21 protein-coding genes are annotated in these 21371 nt (G+C 35.0%); 17 read left to right on the forward strand and 4 right to left on the reverse strand.

Annotation, left to right across the window (positions count from 1 at the left end; all coding sequences use genetic code 11):
• Window positions 1-4: 4 nt before the first annotated feature.
• Genes ABIB50_RS03290 through ABIB50_RS03305 form a run of 4 tightly spaced genes read right to left on the reverse strand, consistent with a single transcriptional unit; the run spans window position 5 to window position 3084 of the window.
• On the reverse strand, window positions 5-727 hold the full coding sequence (locus ABIB50_RS03290) for an SDR family NAD(P)-dependent oxidoreductase (RefSeq protein ID WP_429377226.1): 723 nt from the start codon (window positions 725-727) through the stop codon (window positions 5-7).
• A complete protein-coding gene (locus ABIB50_RS03295) occupies window positions 724-1122 on the reverse strand; it encodes a MaoC/PaaZ C-terminal domain-containing protein (protein ID WP_429377228.1) in 399 nt (132 codons plus the stop codon). The genes ABIB50_RS03290 and ABIB50_RS03295 overlap by 4 nt, the downstream gene beginning before the upstream one ends.
• Window positions 1119-1358: an acyl carrier protein gene (locus ABIB50_RS03300; protein WP_429377229.1), complete on the reverse strand. Its 240-nt coding sequence runs from the start codon at window positions 1356-1358 to the stop codon at window positions 1119-1121. The genes ABIB50_RS03295 and ABIB50_RS03300 overlap by 4 nt, the downstream gene beginning before the upstream one ends.
• On the reverse strand, window positions 1351-3084 hold the full coding sequence (locus ABIB50_RS03305) for an HAD-IIIC family phosphatase (RefSeq protein WP_429377231.1): 1734 nt from the start codon (window positions 3082-3084) through the stop codon (window positions 1351-1353). The genes ABIB50_RS03300 and ABIB50_RS03305 overlap by 8 nt, the downstream gene beginning before the upstream one ends.
• A gap of 336 nt (window positions 3085-3420) precedes the next feature.
• Here ABIB50_RS03305 and ABIB50_RS03310 point away from each other — a divergent pair, with 336 nt between their 5' ends.
• The 17 genes from ABIB50_RS03310 (at window position 3421) to ABIB50_RS03390 (ending at window position 21370) form a co-directional block, all read left to right on the forward strand.
• Window positions 3421-5706, forward strand: a complete 2286-nt coding sequence (locus ABIB50_RS03310; RefSeq protein ID WP_429377233.1) for an SLBB domain-containing protein — start codon at window positions 3421-3423, stop codon at window positions 5704-5706.
• A 232-nt stretch (window positions 5707-5938) separates the two neighbouring features.
• Complete coding sequence (locus tag ABIB50_RS03315) at window positions 5939-6760, forward strand: hypothetical protein (RefSeq protein WP_429377234.1); 822 nt, start codon at window positions 5939-5941, stop codon at window positions 6758-6760.
• On the forward strand, window positions 6744-8042 hold the full coding sequence (locus ABIB50_RS03320) for a nucleotide sugar dehydrogenase (RefSeq protein ID WP_429377235.1): 1299 nt from the start codon (window positions 6744-6746) through the stop codon (window positions 8040-8042). Before ABIB50_RS03315 ends, ABIB50_RS03320 begins: the two co-directional genes overlap by 17 nt.
• Before the next feature lie 9 nt (window positions 8043-8051).
• Window positions 8052-9020, forward strand: a complete 969-nt coding sequence (locus tag ABIB50_RS03325) for an SDR family oxidoreductase (protein ID WP_429377236.1) — start codon at window positions 8052-8054, stop codon at window positions 9018-9020.
• Between the two features lie 27 nt (window positions 9021-9047).
• Window positions 9048-9824: a glucose-1-phosphate cytidylyltransferase gene (gene rfbF / locus ABIB50_RS03330; RefSeq protein WP_429377237.1), complete on the forward strand. Its 777-nt coding sequence runs from the start codon at window positions 9048-9050 to the stop codon at window positions 9822-9824.
• Complete coding sequence (gene rfbG / locus ABIB50_RS03335; protein WP_429377238.1) at window positions 9809-10903, forward strand: CDP-glucose 4,6-dehydratase; 1095 nt, start codon at window positions 9809-9811, stop codon at window positions 10901-10903. Before rfbF ends, rfbG begins: the two co-directional genes overlap by 16 nt.
• A complete protein-coding gene (gene rfbC, locus ABIB50_RS03340) occupies window positions 10903-11454 on the forward strand; it encodes a dTDP-4-dehydrorhamnose 3,5-epimerase (RefSeq protein WP_429377239.1) in 552 nt (183 codons plus the stop codon). The genes rfbG and rfbC overlap by 1 nt, the downstream gene beginning before the upstream one ends.
• A gap of 3 nt (window positions 11455-11457) precedes the next feature.
• The gene (locus tag ABIB50_RS03345; RefSeq protein WP_429377241.1) at window positions 11458-12690 is read left to right on the forward strand and encodes a methyltransferase domain-containing protein; all 1233 of its coding nucleotides are present in this window, start codon (window positions 11458-11460) and stop codon (window positions 12688-12690) included.
• Between the two features lie 9 nt (window positions 12691-12699).
• Window positions 12700-13821: a DegT/DnrJ/EryC1/StrS family aminotransferase gene (locus ABIB50_RS03350; protein WP_429377243.1), complete on the forward strand. Its 1122-nt coding sequence runs from the start codon at window positions 12700-12702 to the stop codon at window positions 13819-13821.
• A 6-nt stretch (window positions 13822-13827) separates the two neighbouring features.
• Window positions 13828-14634: a formyltransferase family protein gene (locus tag ABIB50_RS03355; RefSeq protein WP_429377244.1), complete on the forward strand. Its 807-nt coding sequence runs from the start codon at window positions 13828-13830 to the stop codon at window positions 14632-14634.
• A 20-nt stretch (window positions 14635-14654) separates the two neighbouring features.
• Window positions 14655-15326, forward strand: a complete 672-nt coding sequence (locus tag ABIB50_RS03360; RefSeq protein ID WP_429377246.1) for a hypothetical protein — start codon at window positions 14655-14657, stop codon at window positions 15324-15326.
• 16 nt (window positions 15327-15342) lie between these two features.
• Window positions 15343-16848, forward strand: a complete 1506-nt coding sequence (locus tag ABIB50_RS03365) for a lipopolysaccharide biosynthesis protein (RefSeq protein WP_429377248.1) — start codon at window positions 15343-15345, stop codon at window positions 16846-16848.
• A gap of 1 nt (window position 16849) precedes the next feature.
• Window positions 16850-17872 carry a glycosyltransferase family 2 protein gene (locus ABIB50_RS03370; protein WP_429377250.1) on the forward strand — a complete coding sequence of 341 codons (1023 nt, stop codon included), beginning with the start codon at window positions 16850-16852 and terminating at the stop codon, window positions 17870-17872.
• A gap of 203 nt (window positions 17873-18075) precedes the next feature.
• Window positions 18076-18339, forward strand: coding sequence for a hypothetical protein (locus ABIB50_RS03375; RefSeq protein WP_429377252.1), 264 nt, complete (start codon window positions 18076-18078; stop codon window positions 18337-18339).
• Window positions 18340-18458: 119 nt separating this feature from the next.
• Window positions 18459-19574 carry a glycosyltransferase family 4 protein gene (locus ABIB50_RS03380; RefSeq protein WP_429377253.1) on the forward strand — a complete coding sequence of 372 codons (1116 nt, stop codon included), beginning with the start codon at window positions 18459-18461 and terminating at the stop codon, window positions 19572-19574.
• Between the two features lie 18 nt (window positions 19575-19592).
• Window positions 19593-20465, forward strand: a complete 873-nt coding sequence (locus ABIB50_RS03385) for a class I SAM-dependent methyltransferase (protein WP_429377254.1) — start codon at window positions 19593-19595, stop codon at window positions 20463-20465.
• Between the two features lie 8 nt (window positions 20466-20473).
• On the forward strand, window positions 20474-21370 hold the full coding sequence (locus ABIB50_RS03390) for a glycosyltransferase family 2 protein (protein WP_429377256.1): 897 nt from the start codon (window positions 20474-20476) through the stop codon (window positions 21368-21370).
• Window position 21371 lies beyond the last annotated feature (1 nt).

A 21371-nucleotide genomic window follows, 5' to 3' on the forward strand; every position in this document is an offset into this window, starting at 1 on the left:
TAAGCTATTTTATATTGATTCCTGAATTGATGACAATGTCAATTCCGTTAAGATGCGACGATGCATATACAAGGCTATGCACTGTTTCGGCTACTTCTTCGGGCATTAATAAGCTTTTGAGCGGATGACTTTTGATCATTTGTTCTATAATTCTTTCATCAACATCCTTTGTTAAGCCCGTGAGCATAAAAGCCGGTGACACAGTATTTGATGTTATGTTGTATTGCGCATTCTCGGTAGCCCATGATTTTGAAAGCTGCGCCAAATATGCTTTGCCCGCTACATAAACTGATGTTCCGGTCGGTGGTTGATTTACCAGGTAAGATGTTAAGATCGTTATGATTTTCCCATGTTTTTTAGCCCTGAAAACTTTTATCGCCGAACTTGTAAGTGCAATAACAGGCATAATATTGCGCTCAAAGTCTTCCATAAAATCATCGGCATTAGTTTTATGAAAATGTGTCTTTAAAGGCTCGCCCTTATAGGCATTATTGATAAGCACATCAGGCTGCAACTCCTCAATTTTACTTTTTAATTTTTGTATGTCGTCTTTATTAGATAGATCGTATTTTATAGCGTGTGTGTTCGGTTGGACCGTTTCTATCTCTTTTGCCGCTTTATCTGATGAGTGATAGGTAAAGTAAACAGTATTTAACGGATCCTGGGCAAGTCCTAAAGTTATTGCCTTACCTAACCCTGAGGCTCCGCCGGTTATTAAAATGATCATAATAATATCCCTATCTGTATTTTTCCCTTAGCCACGGTTTTAAGTGCTGGGTTTTGAAAAGAAAACTTAAATTCAACTGCGTTCACAGATTCAAAAACTTCGACTACCGTTGCCTTAAAAACTAAATTATCGTTCATGTAAACCGGGTTTTTAAAATCGATATTCTGCGCATGAATAATTACGTTTTTACAGGGCAAACATTCGCCTATAAAAAATGAAACAAATCCATTTAATATATTGCCATGCATTACACAGCTATTAAAGCCATGCTGTTTTGCAAACTCATCGCTTGAATGTAATGGGTTCTTATCACCAAATGTGTTTATAAAATCAAGATATATTTGTTCGGTTACAATGAATGTTTGTTCAAATGTATCGCCTGATTTAAAGATCATTTCTTTTTTATAATGTTATCCAGCATTTCGCCAATATTTTGCCAGGTTTGAATTTCATGCGCAGTAAAACGAACTTTAAAGTGTTTTTCAACAGCAACAACTAATTGTATATGGTTTAGTGAATCCCAATCTTCTACATCATCAGCCGAGGTTTCATAGTCAAGCTTTATATCATCATTGTCAAGCACCTCTTTAAAAATGTCATTTACCTCAATTAAAGCTTCTTCTTTATTCATCTATTGTCTTTTGTGTTATAAAACATTCTTTGTTTCGATATTCTTTAATATCTAATATCCAATAATTATCTTGCTTTTTAAAGCCCAATTTTTCATAATGGCTCTTCACCATTTCATTTTTTGTTGTAGGAAAATATTCACCCTTTAGTGTTGTATAACCCGACTGTTTAGCAAAGTTTGCAATCGTATTTAAAGTAAAGTTTTCCATTCCTCTTTTTAATACCCTGCAGCTCATAAACCAAGTGTTTATAAATAGGATATGCTTATCCTCTTCCTGCAGAATGATCACGCAAATTAAGCCATTGTTGCCGTACTTATCTATAAGTGTAAAGGTAAATGGGAATATATCTGTTTGTGAACTAAGCCTTTCTATATCAGCCTCGGTGTATCTTATTGTCCTTAAGTTGAATTGATTGGAACGTTGTGATAGCTGGGTTACCCGCGGTATATTAAATTTATTAAATGGCTCAACCTGTGCAACCATTTCTAAATTTTTTAAAAATGATTTCTCATCTTTATAATTATTTTGAAGGATAGCGCGCTCTACTTCGGCTTTATAATAACCGGTCCGTTCCGAATCAGCATCTGAAAAGGTGGTGGTTTCAAATAAATTTAAAGTATATAAATATTCCAGGTAGTCAGCCGGATCTTCGGGCAATTCAGGTACGATAATATCCGGTATAGCTTCACGTACCATGTTCCGCTCAAATGGATTATCGTCAAGAAACACCATTGATTCAAAACTGATATTCAGGATATTTTGAATGGTGCAAATGTTATCAACCTTATTTTCCCAATTGGCTATAAAAACCGCAATGTCCTCTGGCTTTAACACCATATCCGCATGTTCTTTAAAAGGCCCTAACGCCACTGACTCAGTGTTTTTACTACAAACGGCTAGTATAATACCACGGTTTTTTAATTTTTTTAGCCAATGCTGAAATTCAGTAAAAGCTTTGCCAATACCTAAATATCCTAATTGTATATTCTCAATTCCGTCATCACCAATAGTACCTCCCCACAATGTGTTGTCCAGGTCTAACACCACACACTTTCTTATTTTACCCTGTAATGAACCGATAAGTTCTAATGTTCTTGATGCTATCAAAGGCAAGGCCTCAATGCTCAACACCATATCGGTATTTATGTATAAAGGAGAATGGAACATCCCCATTTTGCCTATTTGATTTTGCACGAAAGATAGATCGCTTATATAAAAGCTTGGGTGGCTGGCTGCAAATTGCATTAATTCATAATTAAGCTTCCGCAATTGAAACAAGAACGAGGAGGGAATGCTATTTGCATAATTACCAAATACGCCATCATCAAGCTCCTGGTAATTATAGTAAATCAGCTTAGCACCCAGGCGCTCTTTTATAATGTTATAAAGTTCTCCAATCAGCTGCAAACGACCTTCCGCCAGTGCTGATTGCTGGTCGACAGGCATTTTATTGTATTTTGCCAGTAATTTATGCGACGAGTGAAATATGATTACAATGGCAGGTGCAAACTCATATAACTCTGATGTGCGATCGGTTATCTGTTGCTCAATTTGACCGAAATCGGCTTCCCAAATCTGTAAATTAAAATTATGATCAACACCCGTACCCCGTATGGCCTGGTTCAACAGTTGTGTAGCGCTATCACCCAATAATGCTACTTTTAATGTTAGGAAGGATGAAATATCTTGTTTTAAATTCCTTTTTAATTGTGCAAAGTTTTTCATTAATGAGGGCCAATCTAATAATTTTATTCCAAATGCATTCCTCTAATCAAAATTGAGCAGCTGCGCTAATACATAAGTGTCTAAAGGAGTGGCAGTAGTAAGCTGTACTTTTTTTAACTAGTAATGTATTATAGCAAAAATGTAGCTTTGAGTTAATAATAATAATGTTAAGTAAGAATCGTAATAATTAGATAAATACTTTTTAAAAGGCTATAATTGCAGAAATTACCGCTAAGTATAAATGTTGATTATATATATGTTAATTTTAAGGTCTGATTTAATTAATTTTTACTAATAATGGTAATCGATAATCGATTATATCTTTTGATTAAAAAAATGCATATAAAAAATAGTCTTTTATTATTTATAGCTTGTTTTATTTCTTTTAATATATCTGTCAATGATGCTAAAGCTCAAACTCCCTCAAAAAGGGACTCTTTGGCTAAAGGCGAATCTTCAAAAGTTTCTGTTGAGCCAACTGCCACGCCTATAGTAACAAGAGAAACACAAAAAAACGATTATTTATCATCTCCTAAACCACCCGGAAACAAGGTATTTGGATCATCGTTTTTCGATTCGCCTTCTTTATCATTTGAGCCTAACTTACGTATAGCCACCCCAACTAATTATATTTTAGGACCTGATGATGAATTGGCTATCAATGTATCTGGCTACCAGGAAACAAATATAAAAACTACAATTGGACCCGAAGGGACTATTTTTATACCCCAGGTAGGTACAATTGAATTATCAGGATTACGAATTGATGACGCTATTGCACGTATAAAGGGTAAGATGGCGCAAACTGCCTATCCCTCTTTAAGAAGTAATTTATCAATGCTTACCGTATCTTTAGGAAAAATACGCAGTATACACATTATTGCTATAGGTGCTTATAAACCGGGTAATTTTACCGTATCGTCTTTAACTACTGTTTATAATGCACTTTTAGCCTGCGGCGGCCCAGGGGATATTAATACTTACCGGAATATTGAATTGATAAGAAACAATAAGGTTTTCACCACTATTGATATTTACCAATTTTTAACTCGCGGCGATCAAAAGGGGAATATTATGTTAAAAGAGGGTGACGTGATCAATTTCCCGGTTTACAAAAAGCATGTCGAATTAAGAGGGCAAGTTAAAAAGCCGGGCATATATGAATTGAAAGATGGCGAAACGTTTGAAAACCTATTGTTTTTTGCAGGTGGGTATACCGATAGTGCGTACAGGGCCAGCGTAAAAGTTAAACAGATAACAGATATAGAACGACGAGTAAAAGACCTTTCAAAAACTGAGATATTAGCTTATCAACCTGCCAGCGGAGATGTATTTACGGTTGATGCAGTATTGACCAGAGTTGAAAATTCAGTAAACATAAGTGGTGGCGTTTATCGCCCGGGAGAATTTGAATTAACACCGGGGATAACCATAAGCGCACTGATAAAGCGTGCGGGTGGTTTGCTGGAAAATGTGTTTACAGACAGGGCAACACTAACAAGAACACATATTGACGGTACAACAGAAAATATTACTTTCAATGTATCTGATATAATGAAGGGAGGTTCTGCAGATATACCTTTAATAAAGCGGGATAATATTAATATCTCGATATTAAATGAATTTGTAGTTCCCTATAAGATAAGTCTATCCGGTGAAGTTAGACGTCCGGGTAGTTTTGATTATAGTAAAAATTTGTCGTTAAAGGATCTCATCTATAAAGCGGGTGGGTTTACGGATGCAGCTTCTACTTATAATATAGAGGTAAGCAGGCGGATAATCAGTAATCGCACGCAAGTGGTAACTGATTCTATTGCAATCATATATACTTTAAGTACAAGTACTAATCTAAGTATTGAAAGTGACAAATTTATATTATCGCCTTTTGATATAGTTGTAGTTAGGCGCAATCCGGGATATGTAGAGCAACAAAGCGTAACTATTAATGGTGAAGTAAATGTTCCGGGTGTATACATTATTAAATCAAAAAACGAACGTGTAAGCAACCTTATAAAACGCGCGGGCGGTTTAACTCCTTATGCTTATTTAAAGGGTATATATCTAACTCGGCGTGCAATCGATAATAACACGCAACAAAAGGAAGAGATAGTTGAAAATATTCAAAAAAGTATTAAAGACACAAGTTCAAAAGCCACTGATGATATAGCAAAAACTAATGCCAGGATACCTATAAATTATAAAAAAATAATCGACGACCCAAATACAGTTCAAAACTACGTTTTATTAAATGGAGACATTATTGAAGTTTTAAAGGAAGACCCATTAGTAAAAATAAGCGGCGAAGTATTAGCGGCTAACAGAACAGGTTTTGTTGAAAACAAAGGTTTGGGTTATTATATAACACAAGCCGGCGGTACAAACTTAAAGGCCCGAAAATCAAAGATATATGTGATTTATGCTGATGGCCACGTAAAAAGGACAAAAAACGGTTTCTTTGGTTTGTTTAGATCATACCCTACAGTAGAGGCCGGGGCCGAAATTATTGTACCTCATAAACGTGATGGCGGAGGTGCAACTGCAACAGAAATATTAGGACTTACCTCAGGCATTATCTCAATAACAACATTAATTATTGTTACTATATCATCACTAAGAAAATAATATGCCAGCATATAATACTCAAGAAATAATTAAGTATTGGCAAATAAAAATCATAAACGCTTTATTATATCTGTCTAAAAAGTGGTACCTGATGCTACTGGCAGCAATTATATCGGGTTTTATAGGGTTTTTGATGTATAAGCCGGCTGTACCTGTTTTCACGGCCAATATAAGCTTTGTATTATCAACAGAACAAAGATCAGGTAATAGTTTGTCAGGCTTGGCGGCACAGTTGGGTTTTGATGCCACAACCGGAAACCCTGAAAATATATTTTCAGGTGACAATATTATTGAGTTATTTAAATCAAGAAGTCTTATCGGCACAGCCTTATTATCTGAAGTAAATAGTGTATCTCATCAAACACTATTAAATTATATTGCAGAGCATCAGTATCGCGCGTTTTATAAAAAAGCAGGACCTTTTGGTAATAATCCTAAAACCTACAACGCAGCACAATTAAAATTATACAGAAGTATAATAACTTATGTAAGTAGAGCATTTATAGTTTTTAAAAAAGACAAAAAATTAATTTTTTATATAATCAGTGCCCAATCAACCAATCCTGATATAGCTTATTATATAGCTAAATGCATGCTTAAACAAACATCTGATTTTTTTATAGATACTAAAACTACTGTGGCAGCTACAAGTGTACAGCTATTAAAAAAGGAAGCGGATAGTTTAGGTATTTTATTAAAAAGTACCTTCAGTTCGTCGGCTTCTTTAATTGATCGTACCTATAACTTAAACCCATCCATTACAATACAACGGTCATCATCTCAATTTACTCAAGCAAGGGCGTCCGCGTTTACAGCAGCATATATCGAGGTAATGCGTAATTTAGAAATTGCTAAAATAAATTTGCAAAAAGAAACACCGTTATATCGAATTATTGATGAACCCGACCTTCCGTTACCGCCAAGTACCGGGCCAACTTTGAAAGCTCATATAAAGCGTGCAGCAATAATAGGATTGTTATTAATGCTGGTAGCGCTTATAGGCAAATACATATATAACACTTCAATAAAAACAAATAATGAATACCCCAAGTAATGAATTGCCGGTAATAGGCATAGTCGGTTTAGGTTATGTAGGATTGCCTTTAACTGTTGCCTTTGCAAAAAGATATCCGGTAGTGGGATTTGATATTAGTATCCAACGCATTCAAGAACTGGCATTAGGTAATGATCATACGCTTGAAATTGATACTGCGGAGTTAAAGAGTGTTATTAGTACTGAAACGGCTAAAAAAGGAGCACGTTTTACAAATGATTCTGCTAATTTAAAGGCTTGTAATGTCTTTATTGTTACCGTGCCTACACCTGTAGATAAGTATAATAATCCTGATCTGACGCCATTAATAAAAGCAACACAAACCGTAGCTGTAGCATTAAAACCTGGTGATATTGTTATTTATGAATCAACCGTGTACCCAGGTTGCACAGAAGATGATTGCGTGCCGATTTTAGAAAAGTATTCGGGTTTGAAATTTAACACTGATTTTTTTTGCGGCTATTCACCCGAGCGGATAAACCCAGGCGATAAACTCAGGACATTAACAAATATTAAAAAAGTAACGTCTGGCTCCACACCAGAAGCTGCACAAACTATTAACACCTTATATAAATCTATAATTACAGCGGGCACACACTTAGCATCATCAATAAAAGTTGCGGAAGCCGCAAAAATTATCGAAAATGCACAGCGCGATATTAATATTGCCTTTGTAAATGAACTGTCCAAAATATTTTCGTTGCTTAATATTGATACTAGTGAAGTTTTGGCGGCAGCTGCTACTAAGTGGAACTTTTTACAATTTAAACCTGGACTTGTTGGTGGGCATTGTATAGGTGTCGATCCGTATTACCTGGCACAAAAAGCTAATTCTGTAGGTTACTATCCCGAAATTATATTGTCTGGCCGTCGTATTAATGATAGTATGGGTGCTTATGTAGCAGATACAGTTGTAAAACTAATGCTAAAAAAACAAATTAATGTATGGCACGCCGATGTATTGGTTTTGGGTATTACTTTCAAAGAAAACTGCCCGGATGTACGCAATACGAAGGTTGTAGACATTATCAAGGAACTGCAGTCATATAAAACTAATATTACAGTATATGACCCTTGGGCAAACTGTGAACAGGTAAAGCACGAATACGGAATAACTTGTTTAGATAGCTTACCTTTATCAAAAACCTATGATGCTATCATATTGGCCGTGGAGCACCAGCAATTTATGGAAATTAGTTATGATGCTTTATTAAGTGAGCCTGGGGTATTATATGATGTGAAAGGAGTGCTTGATGTTGCTATGATTGATGGCAGACTTTAATAATATAACATGTACAACAATAAATACCATAACGAAAAGTTAAGCCAATACAAGTTTCTAATTACAGGTGGAGCTGGTTTTATTGGATCAAACCTGGTTGAATATTTATTAAAATATGGTGCGAAAAAAGTCCGCATACTTGATAATTTTTCAACCGGTTTTCATGAAAACATTAATGAATTTAAAAGCAACCCAGCATTTGAATTAATTGAAGGAGATATACGAGATATTGAAATTTGTAATAAGGCAGTTGATGGTATGAATTATGTGAGTCACCAGGCCGCGCTAGGATCAGTACCCCGCTCAATTAATGACCCGATAACTACTAATGAAGTAAATATAAGCGGTTTTTTAAATATGCTTAATGCTGTAAAAAATAATCGCAATGTTAAACGATTTGTTTACGCTGCTTCTTCATCTACGTATGGGGATAGCACCGAATTACCTAAGGTAGAAGATAACATAGGCAAGCCTTTATCGCCATATGCAATCACAAAATATGTTAATGAATTATATGCGGATGTGTTTGCTAAAACATATGGCCTTGAATCTATTGGTTTAAGATATTTTAATGTTTTTGGGCCAAAACAACGTGTTACCGGAGCCTATGCCGCAGTGATACCATTGTTTATTAAAGCGGTAAAAGAAGGTGAACCGGGCCAAATAAATGGCGACGGCGAGCAGACAAGGGATTTTACTTTTGTAGAAAATGCGGTGCAAGGCAATATAAAAGCGTTTTTCGCCAAACATGAAGCCGGCTCAAGTCAAGTATTTAATATAGCTGTAGGAGAACGGGCTTCTTTAAATAAGCTTTGGGCTTTAGTTAATGAAATTGGTAATAAAAATATTTCCTCTGTTTATAAAGCTCCCAGAGTTGGAGATGTACGGAATAGTTTAGCTGATATATCAAAAGCAAAACAACTATTGGAATATAACCCTTTGTTTGATTTGCACGAAGGATTGAAACTAACATATTGATATATCCCTAAATTGATAAAAAGTATTATGAAAGTTGTATTACTAGCCGGCGGTCTTGGTACCAGGCTAACGGAAGAAACCACAGTAAGGCCCAAGCCCATGGTAGAGATAGGCGGTAAGCCAATAATATGGCATATCATGAAAATTTATTCGTATTATGGATTTAATGATTTTATAATATGCCTTGGCTATAAGGGACATATTATTAAAGAGTATTTTATCAACTACTTTTTATACAATTCAGATATAACTGTTGAATTGCACAATAATCAATTAGATATACATTATACCAATTCAGAATCATTTAAAGTAACCTTAGTGGATACAGGGATTGATACCAATACGGCCGGAAGAATAAAGAAGATTAAGAAGTATATTACCGAAGACAACTTTATGCTTACTTATGGGGATGGTGTAGCAGATATTGATATAAACAAATTAATAGCTTTTCACAACGAGCAAGGTAAATTGGCAACCCTTACTGCCATTCAACTACCCGGCCGTTTTGGCAGCGTAACCATTGATGGAGATAATTCTGTTTCCAGTTTTTGGGAAAAAGCCGAGAATGAAGACTTTTGGATAAATGGCGGATACTTCGTGTTGAACAAAAAAGTTTTTGATTATTTAGAAGGAGATATGGAGTTGATACAGTGGGAAAAAAAACCATTAATTGATATAGCACATGATGGGCAACTAGCGGCATATAAACATCGTGGATATTGGAAAGCCATGGATGCCATGCGCGACAAAATTGAATTGGAACAAGAGTGGAACTCAGGTACTCCAAAATGGAAAAAATGGTAACCAAAGTGGTAGCTGATTCATTAAGAAAGGCTTATAACGGAAAAAAGGTTTTTTTAACCGGACATACCGGTTTTAAAGGTTCCTGGCTTTTAGCAATGCTCAATATATTGGGAGCAAACGTTAAGGGATATGCACTTGAACCCGAAAATGAACAATCACTTTATAGCCAGATTGAGGGCGATAACCTTTGTCAATCCGTTATAGCTGATATACTTGATAAGCAAAAGTTAAGAAACGAAATACTACAATATCAACCAGATTTTATTTTTCATATGGCTGCACAGCCATTGGTATTGCAATCTTATAAAACACCGGTAGAAACATTCGAAGTAAATGCAATTGGGACAGCAAATTTGCTGGATAGTGCAAGAAGTATTGAAAAGCCATGCTCCATTATAGTAATAACCACCGATAAGGTTTATGAAAACCAAGAATGGGAACATTCTTACAAAGAGACAGATAGATTAGGCGGACATGACGCTTACAGCGCAAGTAAAGCATGCACCGAGATTATTGTAAGTTCTTACTACAAAAGTTTTTTTAGTAATGATGATAATAATATAAAGGGACTTGCGACAGCCCGAGCTGGAAATGTGATTGGCGGCGGGGATTGGGCCGTTGATAGAATTGTACCCGATATAGTGCGTTCACTTGAAAAGGATCAGGAAATTATTGTAAGAAACCCTTCGGCTATACGACCGTGGCAACATGTACTAGAACCCTTAACTGGTTATTTAATATTAGGGGCAAATTTAGCTGATAAACCATTGGTTTTTTCAGAAGCATTTAATTTTGGTCCGCACATAAGTGACACGTTAAAGGTAATGGAATTGGTTAACATCGCCCTTAACATATGGGGAAAAGGACAATCGAAATTATTAAATGACACCACTAAAGTTCATGAAGCGGGCATATTAAAATTAGATAATAATAAGGCTATAGAAAAATTGGGATGGAAGCCTGTATTTACATCAACAAATGCATTAAAATGGACAATTGACTGGTACAAAAACTATACAAAACAACCTGTAAAAGAGCTTACTTTTAATCAAATTAATGCTTATTTTAAGCTTTTATAATGATATTTACACAAACATTTATACCCGGGGCTTATATTATTGATGCCGAGCCTTTTAATGATGATAGAGGGTGGTTTGCACGTACATATTGTAAAAACGAATTTGAAAAGATAGGCCATCAAGATGAATGGTTACAAATTAATCATTCTTACACCACCGAAAAAGGCAGTATACGAGGGATGCATTTTCAATACCCGCCTTATGCTGAAATAAAAACTGTAAGATGTATTGCAGGGAGTGTGTACGATGTTATAGTTGATTTGCGTGAAAGCTCTCCGACTTTCTTAAAATGGTTTGGAGTTGAGCTTTCTGCAGAAAACAAGCGGACAATATATATTCCAAAAGGCATGGCACATGGTTTCCAGGTGTTAGAGGATAATAGTCAGTTAATATATTGTCATAGTGCAACTTATAATCAGCAAAGTGAAGGTGCTATATTATACAATGATAAAATGGTTGGCATAGTTTGGCCATTACCTGTTGCCAATGTTTCAAATAAAGATAAAGGGTATAATCCCCTTGATATAAATTTTAAAGGAGTTAAAAATTAAAAAATGAATTGTCGTTTTTGTAATACCACACTTAAAGATGTTTTTATTGATCTTATAAATGCCCCGGCATCAAACTCCTTTTTAGTACATGATCAATTAAATGAACCCGAAACATATTATCCGTTGAAGGTTTACACTTGTAGTAAGTGTTTCCTGGTTCAAGTTGACGAGTATAAAAAATCAGACGAAATTTTTAATAGTGAGTACGTTTATTTTTCATCATTTTCAACCAGTTGGCTTGCCCATTGCAAAAATTACGTTGATCAAATAACTGACCGGTTTAATTTTAATGAGCAATCGTTAGTTGTTGAAATTGCATCAAACGATGGGTATTTACTGCAATATTTTAAAGAGAAGGAAATACCTGTATTAGGTATTGAACCAACAAAAAATACTGCGGCGGTAGCTATACAAAAAGGCATAGATACAGTTATCGAGTTTTTTGGTGTAAGGCTGGCCGAAAGCCTAATTGCCGAACAAAAAAAGCCTGATTTAATATTGGGCAATAATGTTTTGGCACATGTGCCGGATATTGTTGATTTTGTTGCGGGCATGAAAAAATTGCTCAAGCCCGCAGGCGTAATAACAATGGAGTTTCCGCATCTTTTGCAACTTGTTGAAAATGCTCAGTTTGATACTATTTATCATGAACATTTTTCATATTTATCCTTCCATACTGTAAAGCAAATATTCGAGTCTAACGGATTGCAGATGTTTGATGTTGAGGAAATACTAACTCACGGCGGCTCGTTACGGATATATGCAAAACATGCCGAAAACGAGGCTATACCAATTGTTGATTCAGTTGCACAACTTATTAACAAGGAGATTGCAAAAGGTGTAGATAAACTTGATTTTTATTCAAACTTTACATCTAAGGTTAATCAAATCAAAGTTGACTTGTTGGAATTTTTGGTAAACCAAAAAAAGGCAGGAAAAAAAGTAGCCGCTTACGGCGCCGCTGCAAAGGGCAATACTCTACTTAATTATTGTGGAGTAAAAAATGATTTGATTGACTTTGTTGTGGATGCAAATCCGGCTAAACAAAATAAATTTTTACCCGGCAGTCATATCCCGGTAGTTAACGAACAGTATTTAAAAGATGCTAAACCTGATTTTGTTATCATTTTGCCTTGGAATATTAAAAATGAAATACAACAACAACTAAAATATATTAAAGATTGGAACGCGAATTTTGTTGTTGCTATACCAGCAATAGAAATAATTGCACCTTAAAAAACACACATGATACCTGTATTTAAACCATTATTGGAAAAAGAAGAATTTGATGCTGCCCATAATACCCTCGAAATAGGATGGCTAGGAATGGGAAAGTTTGTAAATAAATTTGAAGAAGAAGTTAAAAAGTTTCTGCAATGCGAAGATAAGTATGTTGTAGCTGTCAGTACCGGCCATGCTGCTTTGCATTTAGGGTTGCTTATTGCTGGTGTTGGGCCGGGCGACGAAGTAATAACGCCTTCTTTTAACAATATATCAGATTTTCAGGCAATATTGGCGACAGGTGCCTCACCGGTGTTTTGTGATATACACACAGATACACTTTGCATAGATTTAGCCAAAGCCGAAGAATTAGTTAATGAAAAAACAAAAGCCATTATTGTTATGGATTATGATGTTTTTTTATGCGACCACGATGAAGTAGCTAAGTTTGCAAAAAAACACAACATCAGGGTTATTCACGATGCTGCACATTCTTTTGGTTCAAAATATAAAGGTAAAATGATCGGTAGCTTTTCTGATATAACTATGTTTAGTTTTGACCCTGTTAAAACCATAACCTGCCTTGATGGTGGTGCACTTGTTGTTAATACAGAAGAGGAAATGATTGCACTGCACCAAATGAGATTGGTAGGCATGGGGCAGCCTGCGTCAGTAATGTATCAAAATAAACGAGCATGGACTTATAGCGTCGACAGACTTGGATTTCGATATCATATGTCCAATATGCATGCAGCCATAGGGCTTGCCCAATTGTCAAAAATTGCTAAGATATCAGAAACGAGACGGTGGGCTTGCAAATACTATAATGAAACGCTAAAAGATGTACAGGAAGTAACAACACCCAATACAGATTTTAAAGATATAACCCCATTTTTGTATTATATTAAAGTTGCTGCAGACATAAGGGACGAATTTAGAGAATATCTAATTGACAAAGGGATTGATATTGGGATCCACTGGCAGCCAGGCCATTGGTTTAAATTATTTGAAGATACAAAAAAGGGAGATCTTACGGTAACGGATACTATAGCTAAAGAAATTTTATCATTGCCTCTGCATTCATGTATGGCAGAGGAAGATTTAGAAAAGATTACAACAGAAATTAAAAGATTTTTTAATAAATAAGCTCCAATGGGTATAAGCGTAATTTTATTGGGCTCAAAGCCAGGCTCGGTTGTAGTGTTAGCAAAAATGCTACAATTGGGTTGGGATGTAAAGTATGTAATTGTCCCTATTAATTATGACAGTAATTGGATAGCGGGCCCGACTTTAGAAGAGTTTGCTAAATCAAAAGGATTAAAAGTATTATACGGACAAAAAGATTTACCTGATAATTGTAAGGTTGATTTTGTAATTAGTTACATGTACCGCAACCTAGTGCAGGCCAAAACCATTAATTTGGCAACGCAGGCAGCATTAAATTTCCATGCGGGACCATTGCCCGAATTTGGAGGTTGGGCATTCTACAACCTAGCGATTTTAGAAGATGTGGCGGAGTATGGCTGTACCTGTCATTATATGGATAATTCTTTTGATACCGGACCGCTGTTAAAAGTTAGTAAATTTCCGATAGAAGCATCGCAAGAAACAGCTGTTTCGCTTGAGCGAAAAACGCAGAAAGATATGATAAAGCTTTTTGTCGAATTTTGCGATATTGTGGTAAATGAGGTGCAATTACCTTATGAAGAACAGAATAAAGATAAAATGCGCTATCTTAATGTAGATGAATTTAAAAAATTAAAACAAGTTCCGGCTGATGCAGATGCGCAAACTATAGATAAATATGCCAGGGCATTTTGGTATCCCCCATATGAATGTGCGTATACGATGGTTAATAATGTCAAGGTTGAAATAATACCAGAAATTGCAAAAAATGAAATAGCGTCACACTTACATCAAAATGATTTCAAAGAGTTGCTGACCAGCGCAGGAATCTAATTTGATTGCTTCACAAGTATATGGACGAGGAATCATCAGTTGATAAAAACTTTTCAATAAACGAGCTAACAACCTATGTAAGTTTTCAGCTTGATGTTTTTTTCCCTGATAAGAAAATATATATTGATGATTTGAAATTGTGTGTTGTTGATGCATTAGATAGAACACTATTTTCTATAAAACACGTTAAGCTGAATGGATACGCTAGATTCAGCTATCTTCACTCCGACTTGTATGCTCAATTTATTTATTATTTATCTAACACAGTTTGGCTAAAAACTCAAAATAAGAATTTAGCAACCAAATTATTTTATTTAAATAAAGCACTACATAGTTTTAATTGCATGTATGATACAAAACTACCTGATATCTTTTTGTTAATTCATTGTGTAGGTACTGTTTTAGGGAAAGCCGAATATGCTGATTATTTTGTGGCTTGCCAAAACGTAACTGTAGGAAGTGATAAGGGTGAGTCTCCTCAAATAACAGGGCCGTTATATATGGGGCCGGGAAGTTCAATAATTGGCAAATCAATAATTGCACCATTCACGAATCTAACAGTTGGGTGTAATTTGTTAAATGAAACTACACCGGCCAACTCGGTAGTTATAAACACAGCTAAAGGCATTGAGTATAAACAATCAAAAAGAAATTTAATTAAAGAAGTATATTTTAATTATAATACAATTTAATTCGTGTATAATAACCGTGAAACTTTCAATAAATATTGCCGCTAATTTTTTAGGACGTGCATGGGTAGCCGGTATTGGTATTGTGATGGTTCCATTATACATTAAGTTTTTGGGAATCGAATCATACGGATTAGTAGGTTTTTACAGCACACTTATTGGCTCAATGGGGCTGCTTGATCTGGGTTTAAGTACAACCTTAAACAGAGAGTTAACCAAAGCACGAGTTGAAAAGACCGATGCAACTACGGTTCGTAATCTTGTATTTACATTAGAGTGTATTTACTGGTCAATAGGTTTATTAATAGCAGTATGTGTTGTTGCTTTGGCCCCAGCTATTGCCACTCATTGGTTACAAGCTAAGAATTTGCCCGTCCAAACTGTAAGTAAAGCTGTTATTTTAATGGGGGCAGTAATGGCTTTTCAATGGCCCATAAGTTTATATAATGGTGGAATGTACGGTTTAGATAAACAGGTAACAGATAACACAATAATGGTATGTATGACAACTTTACGGTCAGTAGGCGTGGTTCTGTTATTGTGGCTGGTGGCGCCTACAATTGAAGTTTTTTTTATATGGCAGGCCATAATAAGTTTTATATACGTATTTGCTATGAGAACAGGCTTATGGTATTATTTGCCAAAAGCTAACACGTGGCCAAAATTTTCAAAAGACCAGTTAAAATTAATTTGGCGTTTTGCTGCCGGTATGACCTCTATAAGTATAGTCGGTTTTCTTTTAATGCAAGCTGATAAAATTGTTTTAAGTAAGGTTTTACCTTTAAGCCAATTTGCTTACTATATATTAGCCTTTACAGTAGCTGGTGGCATAAATATGATAGTCAATCCCATTAATGCGGCTATATTTCCGCGTTTAACGGCTTTTGTAACTTCTAATGATCGGCCTGGCCTGATAAATGCATATCATAAAGCCTGCAGATTAATAGCATTGACTGTTTTTCCTGTGGGGTTAATCTTGATATTTTTTGCAAGTAACATCTTACTGATTTGGACGAAAAATCCGGTTACTGTTGCAAAAACCACTTTAATGGTTCAGATTTTGGTTACAGGTACTATAATTAACAGCTTAATGGTAATACCTTATCTATTGCAAGTAGCATACGGAAAAACCCGCCTTAGTTTCTATCAAAATTTAATAGCAGCAATAATTTTAGTGCCTCTGCTTTTTTGGTGGGTACATTTATACGGTGCGGTTGGGGGAACTTTTGTTTGGCTGGCGGTAAACACAGGCTCTTTGTTAATTACTATACCAATAATTCATAACACATTATTAAAGGGGGAATTAAAAAACTGGTGCATAAATGACGTTTTTATTCCGCTATTGCCAAATTTAATAAGTATTACTGTTATTAAATTGATTGTAAACAAATATCCCGAAATATTAAAACTTAATTTATGGGGCATAGGCATAATATTTTTACTGGTTGTTTTTATATCGTCTTTTTTTATATCTGAAATGCGAGAATTAAAAAAAAGAGTTAGAACAGCCATTTTAAAATCATAATATGAATAATACCCAATTGCCTTTAGTTAGTATTTTAATACCAATTTATAATCAGAAGCCTCATTTTTTACGGGAAGCGATAACGTCTGCAATAAATCAAACATATCCAAATATTGAAATAGTACTATCTGATAATTTAAGTACGGATAATACTGTTCAGCAGGTTATCGCAGAGTTTGAGAAGGTTAAACATGTTGTATCGTGTCAGCCAAAACAACATCTTTCGATGATTGACAATTTTTGTTTTGCAGCTGAAAATGCAACAGGAGAATATTTAAGTTTTTTATCATCAGATGATATGTTGGAGCCCGAGTGTATAGAGCAGCTTATGGGACTTATTAACCGTTATCCCGACATAACCTTTGCATTTGGTAACATCGATTGTATTGATGCATTTACCGAGCAACATTTAGTATACCAGCGAGACGAAACCTATCGGACCGGCTATTATACAACTCAAGAATTTTTAAATTCTTTTATATATTTAAAGGATGTATGGATGAATGGCGATATTATCAGAAAAGATAAATATTTTGAAATAGACGGGATCGGATATAAGCCAATAAGATATGCATACGATATGGCTTTTGCGCTGAGGTTACTAGCTGCTGGCGCTGTTGTTGGTTATGTAGGCCAGGTATTAGGTAAAGTTAGAATATGGACCGGCGACAAAGCAGCACAAAAAATAGTACAATTAGATCTGTTAACGGAGATACATGATATTATTGAAAATTACATTATTGTACTAAAAAACCAATATTTATTGGACTTAATGGATGGCGGTAAAGACAAAGTATTAGAAATACGAAATAACAAGGTACGTGATAAAGTAAAGTATGCCGTCATTTGTTATGTTAAAGGATACATTGATGAAAATGCAATGCTTGAAATTAAGGATATGGTGAATAACCTTAATGATTTTACAGCGAACTTATATCTGGTGTGTTGCAAGTCACCTTTTAAACAGCTTCTGCAGGGTGTCATAGGTTTTAAAAATATTTTCAGTAAAAGAAGCACAGTATAATGCCTACACTATATAAATACTTATCAAAATTCATTAGGGGCATAAGCCATGTAAGTTTTTATATAGCCAATGGTTATAGAAAATTTTCGCTTAGGGTGAAGTACCCGGGGCTTGAGATTGATAGCCAAAGCGTAATCGAAAAAAATTGCAAAATTGTTTGCGTTGATGGAGGAAGGATGCTAATAAAAAGTTCTCATATTTTAATGGGCGCGCATTTATTTGCAGATGAAAATGCCTTACTTGAAATAGAGGGAAGTTCTGTAGGTAGATATACACATATTGCTGCTAAGCTAAGCATCGTAATAAAAAGCGGTGTGGCCATTGCCGAAATGGTAGTTATACGCGATCAGGATCACGCTACTGATCCTGAAAACAAAGAATCAGGTTTTAGTGCTTATAACGTTGCACCTGTACTTATTAACAAAAATTCCTGGATCGCTTCAAAAGCAACAATTTTAAAAGGGTAACTATTGGCGAAGGTTGTATTATAGCGGCCTCGGCGGTAGTTACTAAATCTGTACCCTCAAACCAGGTATGGGGCGGCGTGCCAGCTAAGTTTATAAAAAATACCGACCTATAGAACCGTATGCAAAAGCACGTTTTATTTATTTTACATGATATACAAAAATCACTGGGCATTGAGTGGATCACTATTGGGTTGGTAAATAATGGTTTTAAGCTATCTTTTATTTTAATAAATAAAAATGAAAGTGAAATGGAACAATTTCTTGTAAAAATAAATATTCCTGTACATAGAATGAGTTATAAAAGCAAGATGGAGGCACCTGTATTTTTATACAAGGTATACCGTAAAATTAAAAGCGCAAATCCGGATATAGTTCATACAAATTTAAGAGACGCTGATGTATACGGACAAACTGCCGCTTTTATATGTGGCATCAAAAAGCGTATATACACCAGGCATAGCTCTACATTTAATCATCTATATCATAAAAACTCTGTTAAAATAGATAAACTGATTAATTCTTTAGTTACAGATATCATATCTATATCAGAAGTAACCAGTAGGGTTTTAATTAATATGGAAGGAGTGCCACCAAATAAAATAACATTGATTCATCATGGTTTTGATTTGGATGGTTTTGATACTATTAGCGCGGATAGAATTAACCTTATAAAAAGTAAATACAAATTTCCCGATGGTGCGGTAATAGTAGGTGTAATTTCAAGATATACGATATGGAAGGGATATCAATACATTATACCGGCATTTGCAAAATTGAAACAAAAAGTACCAAATGCACATTTTGTATTTGCTAATACCGTTGGCGAATACTTGCCTGAAATAAAAAAAATGCTTTCCGAATTTTTACCGTCAGATAGTTATACAGAAATAAGATTTGAAAGTGATATTCAAGCTCTTTATAGGCTTTTTAATTTATACATACATGTACCAATTGATGATACAGTAGAAGCATTTGGACAAACTTATATTGAAGCCCTGGCATCAGGAGTGCCTTCAGTATTTACCTTGTCTGGCGTGGCAAATGAGTTTATTGTAAATGAAAAAAATGCATTAGTTGTTGATTATAAAAATAGTGAACAAATATTTTTAGCTGCCGAACGTATTATTAATGATGCCGATTTAAGGCAAAAACTGATTTTTAATGGAAAACAGGATGTTAAGCAATTCAGCCTTGACCTTTTTATTAAAAAAACTATAGATTTATATTTAAGTTAATTGAGATAATATTATAAAATGGCGTGTTTGTTTTGTGGCTCTGATAAAGTTGTTAACTCTCCCTATGAGAGTACCTTGTTTAATAATAAAGAATTTAGTTATTTAAAATGTGCCAGTTGCGATCTGGTTTACATCAGCCCATTTCCTAATAACGACGATTTTGAAAAAATGTATCCCATTACTTACCAGGGGGCTTTTGCTACTGCCGCAACTGGTCGTTACGACTGGCTTTTTAAGGATATTGAAAAGAGCGGAAAGTACAGTAAGGTATTGGATTACGGTTGTGGCGAGGGTAAATTTTTATTGGAAGCTATGGCCAAAGGTTATGAGGTAACCGGTGTTGAGTTTAATCTTGATTTGGTGAAGAGCTTAAAAGCCGCTTTCCCGCAGAATGATTTTTTATCTACCACCCAATTTTTTGAAAGCGACGAACGGTTTGATATAATCTTTTTGGGCAACGTGTTAGAGCATTTAACCAACCCGCGAGAAATGATACAAATTTTTAAAAGTAAGCTTTTACCGGAAGGGTTGCTTGTAATGGAGGGCCCTTTAGAAGATAATTTTACACTGGCTGGTGCTATTAGGAAAGCCTTTTTTTCTGTACGCAAAAAGTCAGGTAAAAAGGTTTCACATACGCCTTGGCATATGTTTTTTTCCAACTACAATAATCAATTAGCCGTCATTAACGACGCCGGATTTGAAACAATCAAATACCAAGTTAAAGAGCATCCATGGCCTTTCCCGGTCAAGCTGGCTGAATGTAACTCTATTAAAAGTTTTACATTCTTTTCGATAGCTAAGCTATCAATGCTGGTAGATAAATGTATATATAAAAGCGGTAACAATTTTACTTACATCGGCAAGTCTGCCGGCAATAGTAATAATTTTTAATCTTGCTTGTGAACATAAAAGCTGCCACAGTTCCCGAAGTAATGTTTACGATAATAGTGCCTACTTACAATCGTGAAAAATTGATTAGGGGGACTATCCAAAGTTTATTGGATCAGACCTTTAAAGATTATGAAATTATAGTTGTTGACGATGGGGGAAATGACAATACTAAAGCCGTAATTGATGCTTTTCACAGCCCAATTATAAGCTATTACTGGAAGGAAAATGAGGAACGTGGCGCTACAAGAAATTATGGTGCTAAATTAGCCAAAGGTAAATACGTCAATTTTTTTGATAGTGATGATATTGCGTATGATAACCATCTGCAAACCGCTTTTGATCACATACAATTAAATAATGATGCTATAATTTTTCATACAGGTTATGATAGAAGAAATAGCCAAATGGATAAAATTGGTCAATCTGTTATTCATACAGGTTTACTAAATGAGCGTATTTTTAAAAATAATATACTTAGCTGCAACAATGTTTTTATCAGAAAAGAAGAGTTTAATATGCTCCGGTTTTCTGAAAACAGGCAACTTACTTATGGTGAAGATTGGTTGTTGTGGATACGCAGTAGCATAAAATACCCAATAACCGGTTTGCCAAACGTAACATCAGCAATTATTGAACATGATAACCGTAGTATGACAAACGCTTTTGGAGATAATATTTTAAAAAGTACAAATATTATTTTGGCAAGTTTGACCCACGATAATGCGCAAAAAAATATTATAAAAAAAGTGACCGCCGAAATGTATTTTTTAGCTTCGCTTTATTATAGTATTGAAGGTAAGAAAAAGGAATGTTTGAATCTTTTTAATACTGCTTTTAAATTGAGCCCAACCATAATATATACTAAAAGAACCCTGGCTATATTAAAATACTTAATAAGAAAATGAA

It is taken from the genome of Mucilaginibacter sp. UYCu711, from assembly GCF_050433825.1.
Lineage (GTDB): Bacteria > Bacteroidota > Bacteroidia > Sphingobacteriales > Sphingobacteriaceae > Mucilaginibacter.

Excerpts from the sequence above, each read along its gene's own strand:
- ABIB50_RS03290 (WP_429377226.1), bottom strand. The coding sequence starts at position 727 with ATGATCATTTTAATAACCGGCGGAGCCTCAGGGTTAGGTAAGGCAATA.
- ABIB50_RS03295 (WP_429377228.1), bottom strand. The coding sequence starts at position 1,122 with ATGATCTTTAAATCAGGCGATACATTTGAACAAACATTCATTGTAACC.
- ABIB50_RS03300 (WP_429377229.1), bottom strand. The coding sequence starts at position 1,358 with ATGAATAAAGAAGAAGCTTTAATTGAGGTAAATGACATTTTTAAAGAG.
- ABIB50_RS03305 (WP_429377231.1), bottom strand. The coding sequence starts at position 3,084 with ATGAAAAACTTTGCACAATTAAAAAGGAATTTAAAACAAGATATTTCA.
- ABIB50_RS03310 (WP_429377233.1), top strand. The coding sequence starts at position 3,421 with ATGCATATAAAAAATAGTCTTTTATTATTTATAGCTTGTTTTATTTCT.
- ABIB50_RS03320 (WP_429377235.1), top strand. The coding sequence starts at position 6,744 with ATGAATACCCCAAGTAATGAATTGCCGGTAATAGGCATAGTCGGTTTA.
- ABIB50_RS03325 (WP_429377236.1), top strand. The coding sequence starts at position 8,052 with ATGTACAACAATAAATACCATAACGAAAAGTTAAGCCAATACAAGTTT.
- rfbF (WP_429377237.1), top strand. The coding sequence starts at position 9,048 with ATGAAAGTTGTATTACTAGCCGGCGGTCTTGGTACCAGGCTAACGGAA.
- rfbG (WP_429377238.1), top strand. The coding sequence starts at position 9,809 with ATGGAAAAAATGGTAACCAAAGTGGTAGCTGATTCATTAAGAAAGGCT.
- rfbC (WP_429377239.1), top strand. The coding sequence starts at position 10,903 with ATGATATTTACACAAACATTTATACCCGGGGCTTATATTATTGATGCC.
- ABIB50_RS03345 (WP_429377241.1), top strand. The coding sequence starts at position 11,458 with ATGAATTGTCGTTTTTGTAATACCACACTTAAAGATGTTTTTATTGAT.
- ABIB50_RS03350 (WP_429377243.1), top strand. The coding sequence starts at position 12,700 with ATGATACCTGTATTTAAACCATTATTGGAAAAAGAAGAATTTGATGCT.
- ABIB50_RS03355 (WP_429377244.1), top strand. The coding sequence starts at position 13,828 with ATGGGTATAAGCGTAATTTTATTGGGCTCAAAGCCAGGCTCGGTTGTA.
- ABIB50_RS03360 (WP_429377246.1), top strand. The coding sequence starts at position 14,655 with ATGGACGAGGAATCATCAGTTGATAAAAACTTTTCAATAAACGAGCTA.
- ABIB50_RS03370 (WP_429377250.1), top strand. The coding sequence starts at position 16,850 with ATGAATAATACCCAATTGCCTTTAGTTAGTATTTTAATACCAATTTAT.
- ABIB50_RS03375 (WP_429377252.1), top strand. The coding sequence starts at position 18,076 with ATGGGCGCGCATTTATTTGCAGATGAAAATGCCTTACTTGAAATAGAG.
- ABIB50_RS03380 (WP_429377253.1), top strand. The coding sequence starts at position 18,459 with ATGCAAAAGCACGTTTTATTTATTTTACATGATATACAAAAATCACTG.
- ABIB50_RS03385 (WP_429377254.1), top strand. The coding sequence starts at position 19,593 with ATGGCGTGTTTGTTTTGTGGCTCTGATAAAGTTGTTAACTCTCCCTAT.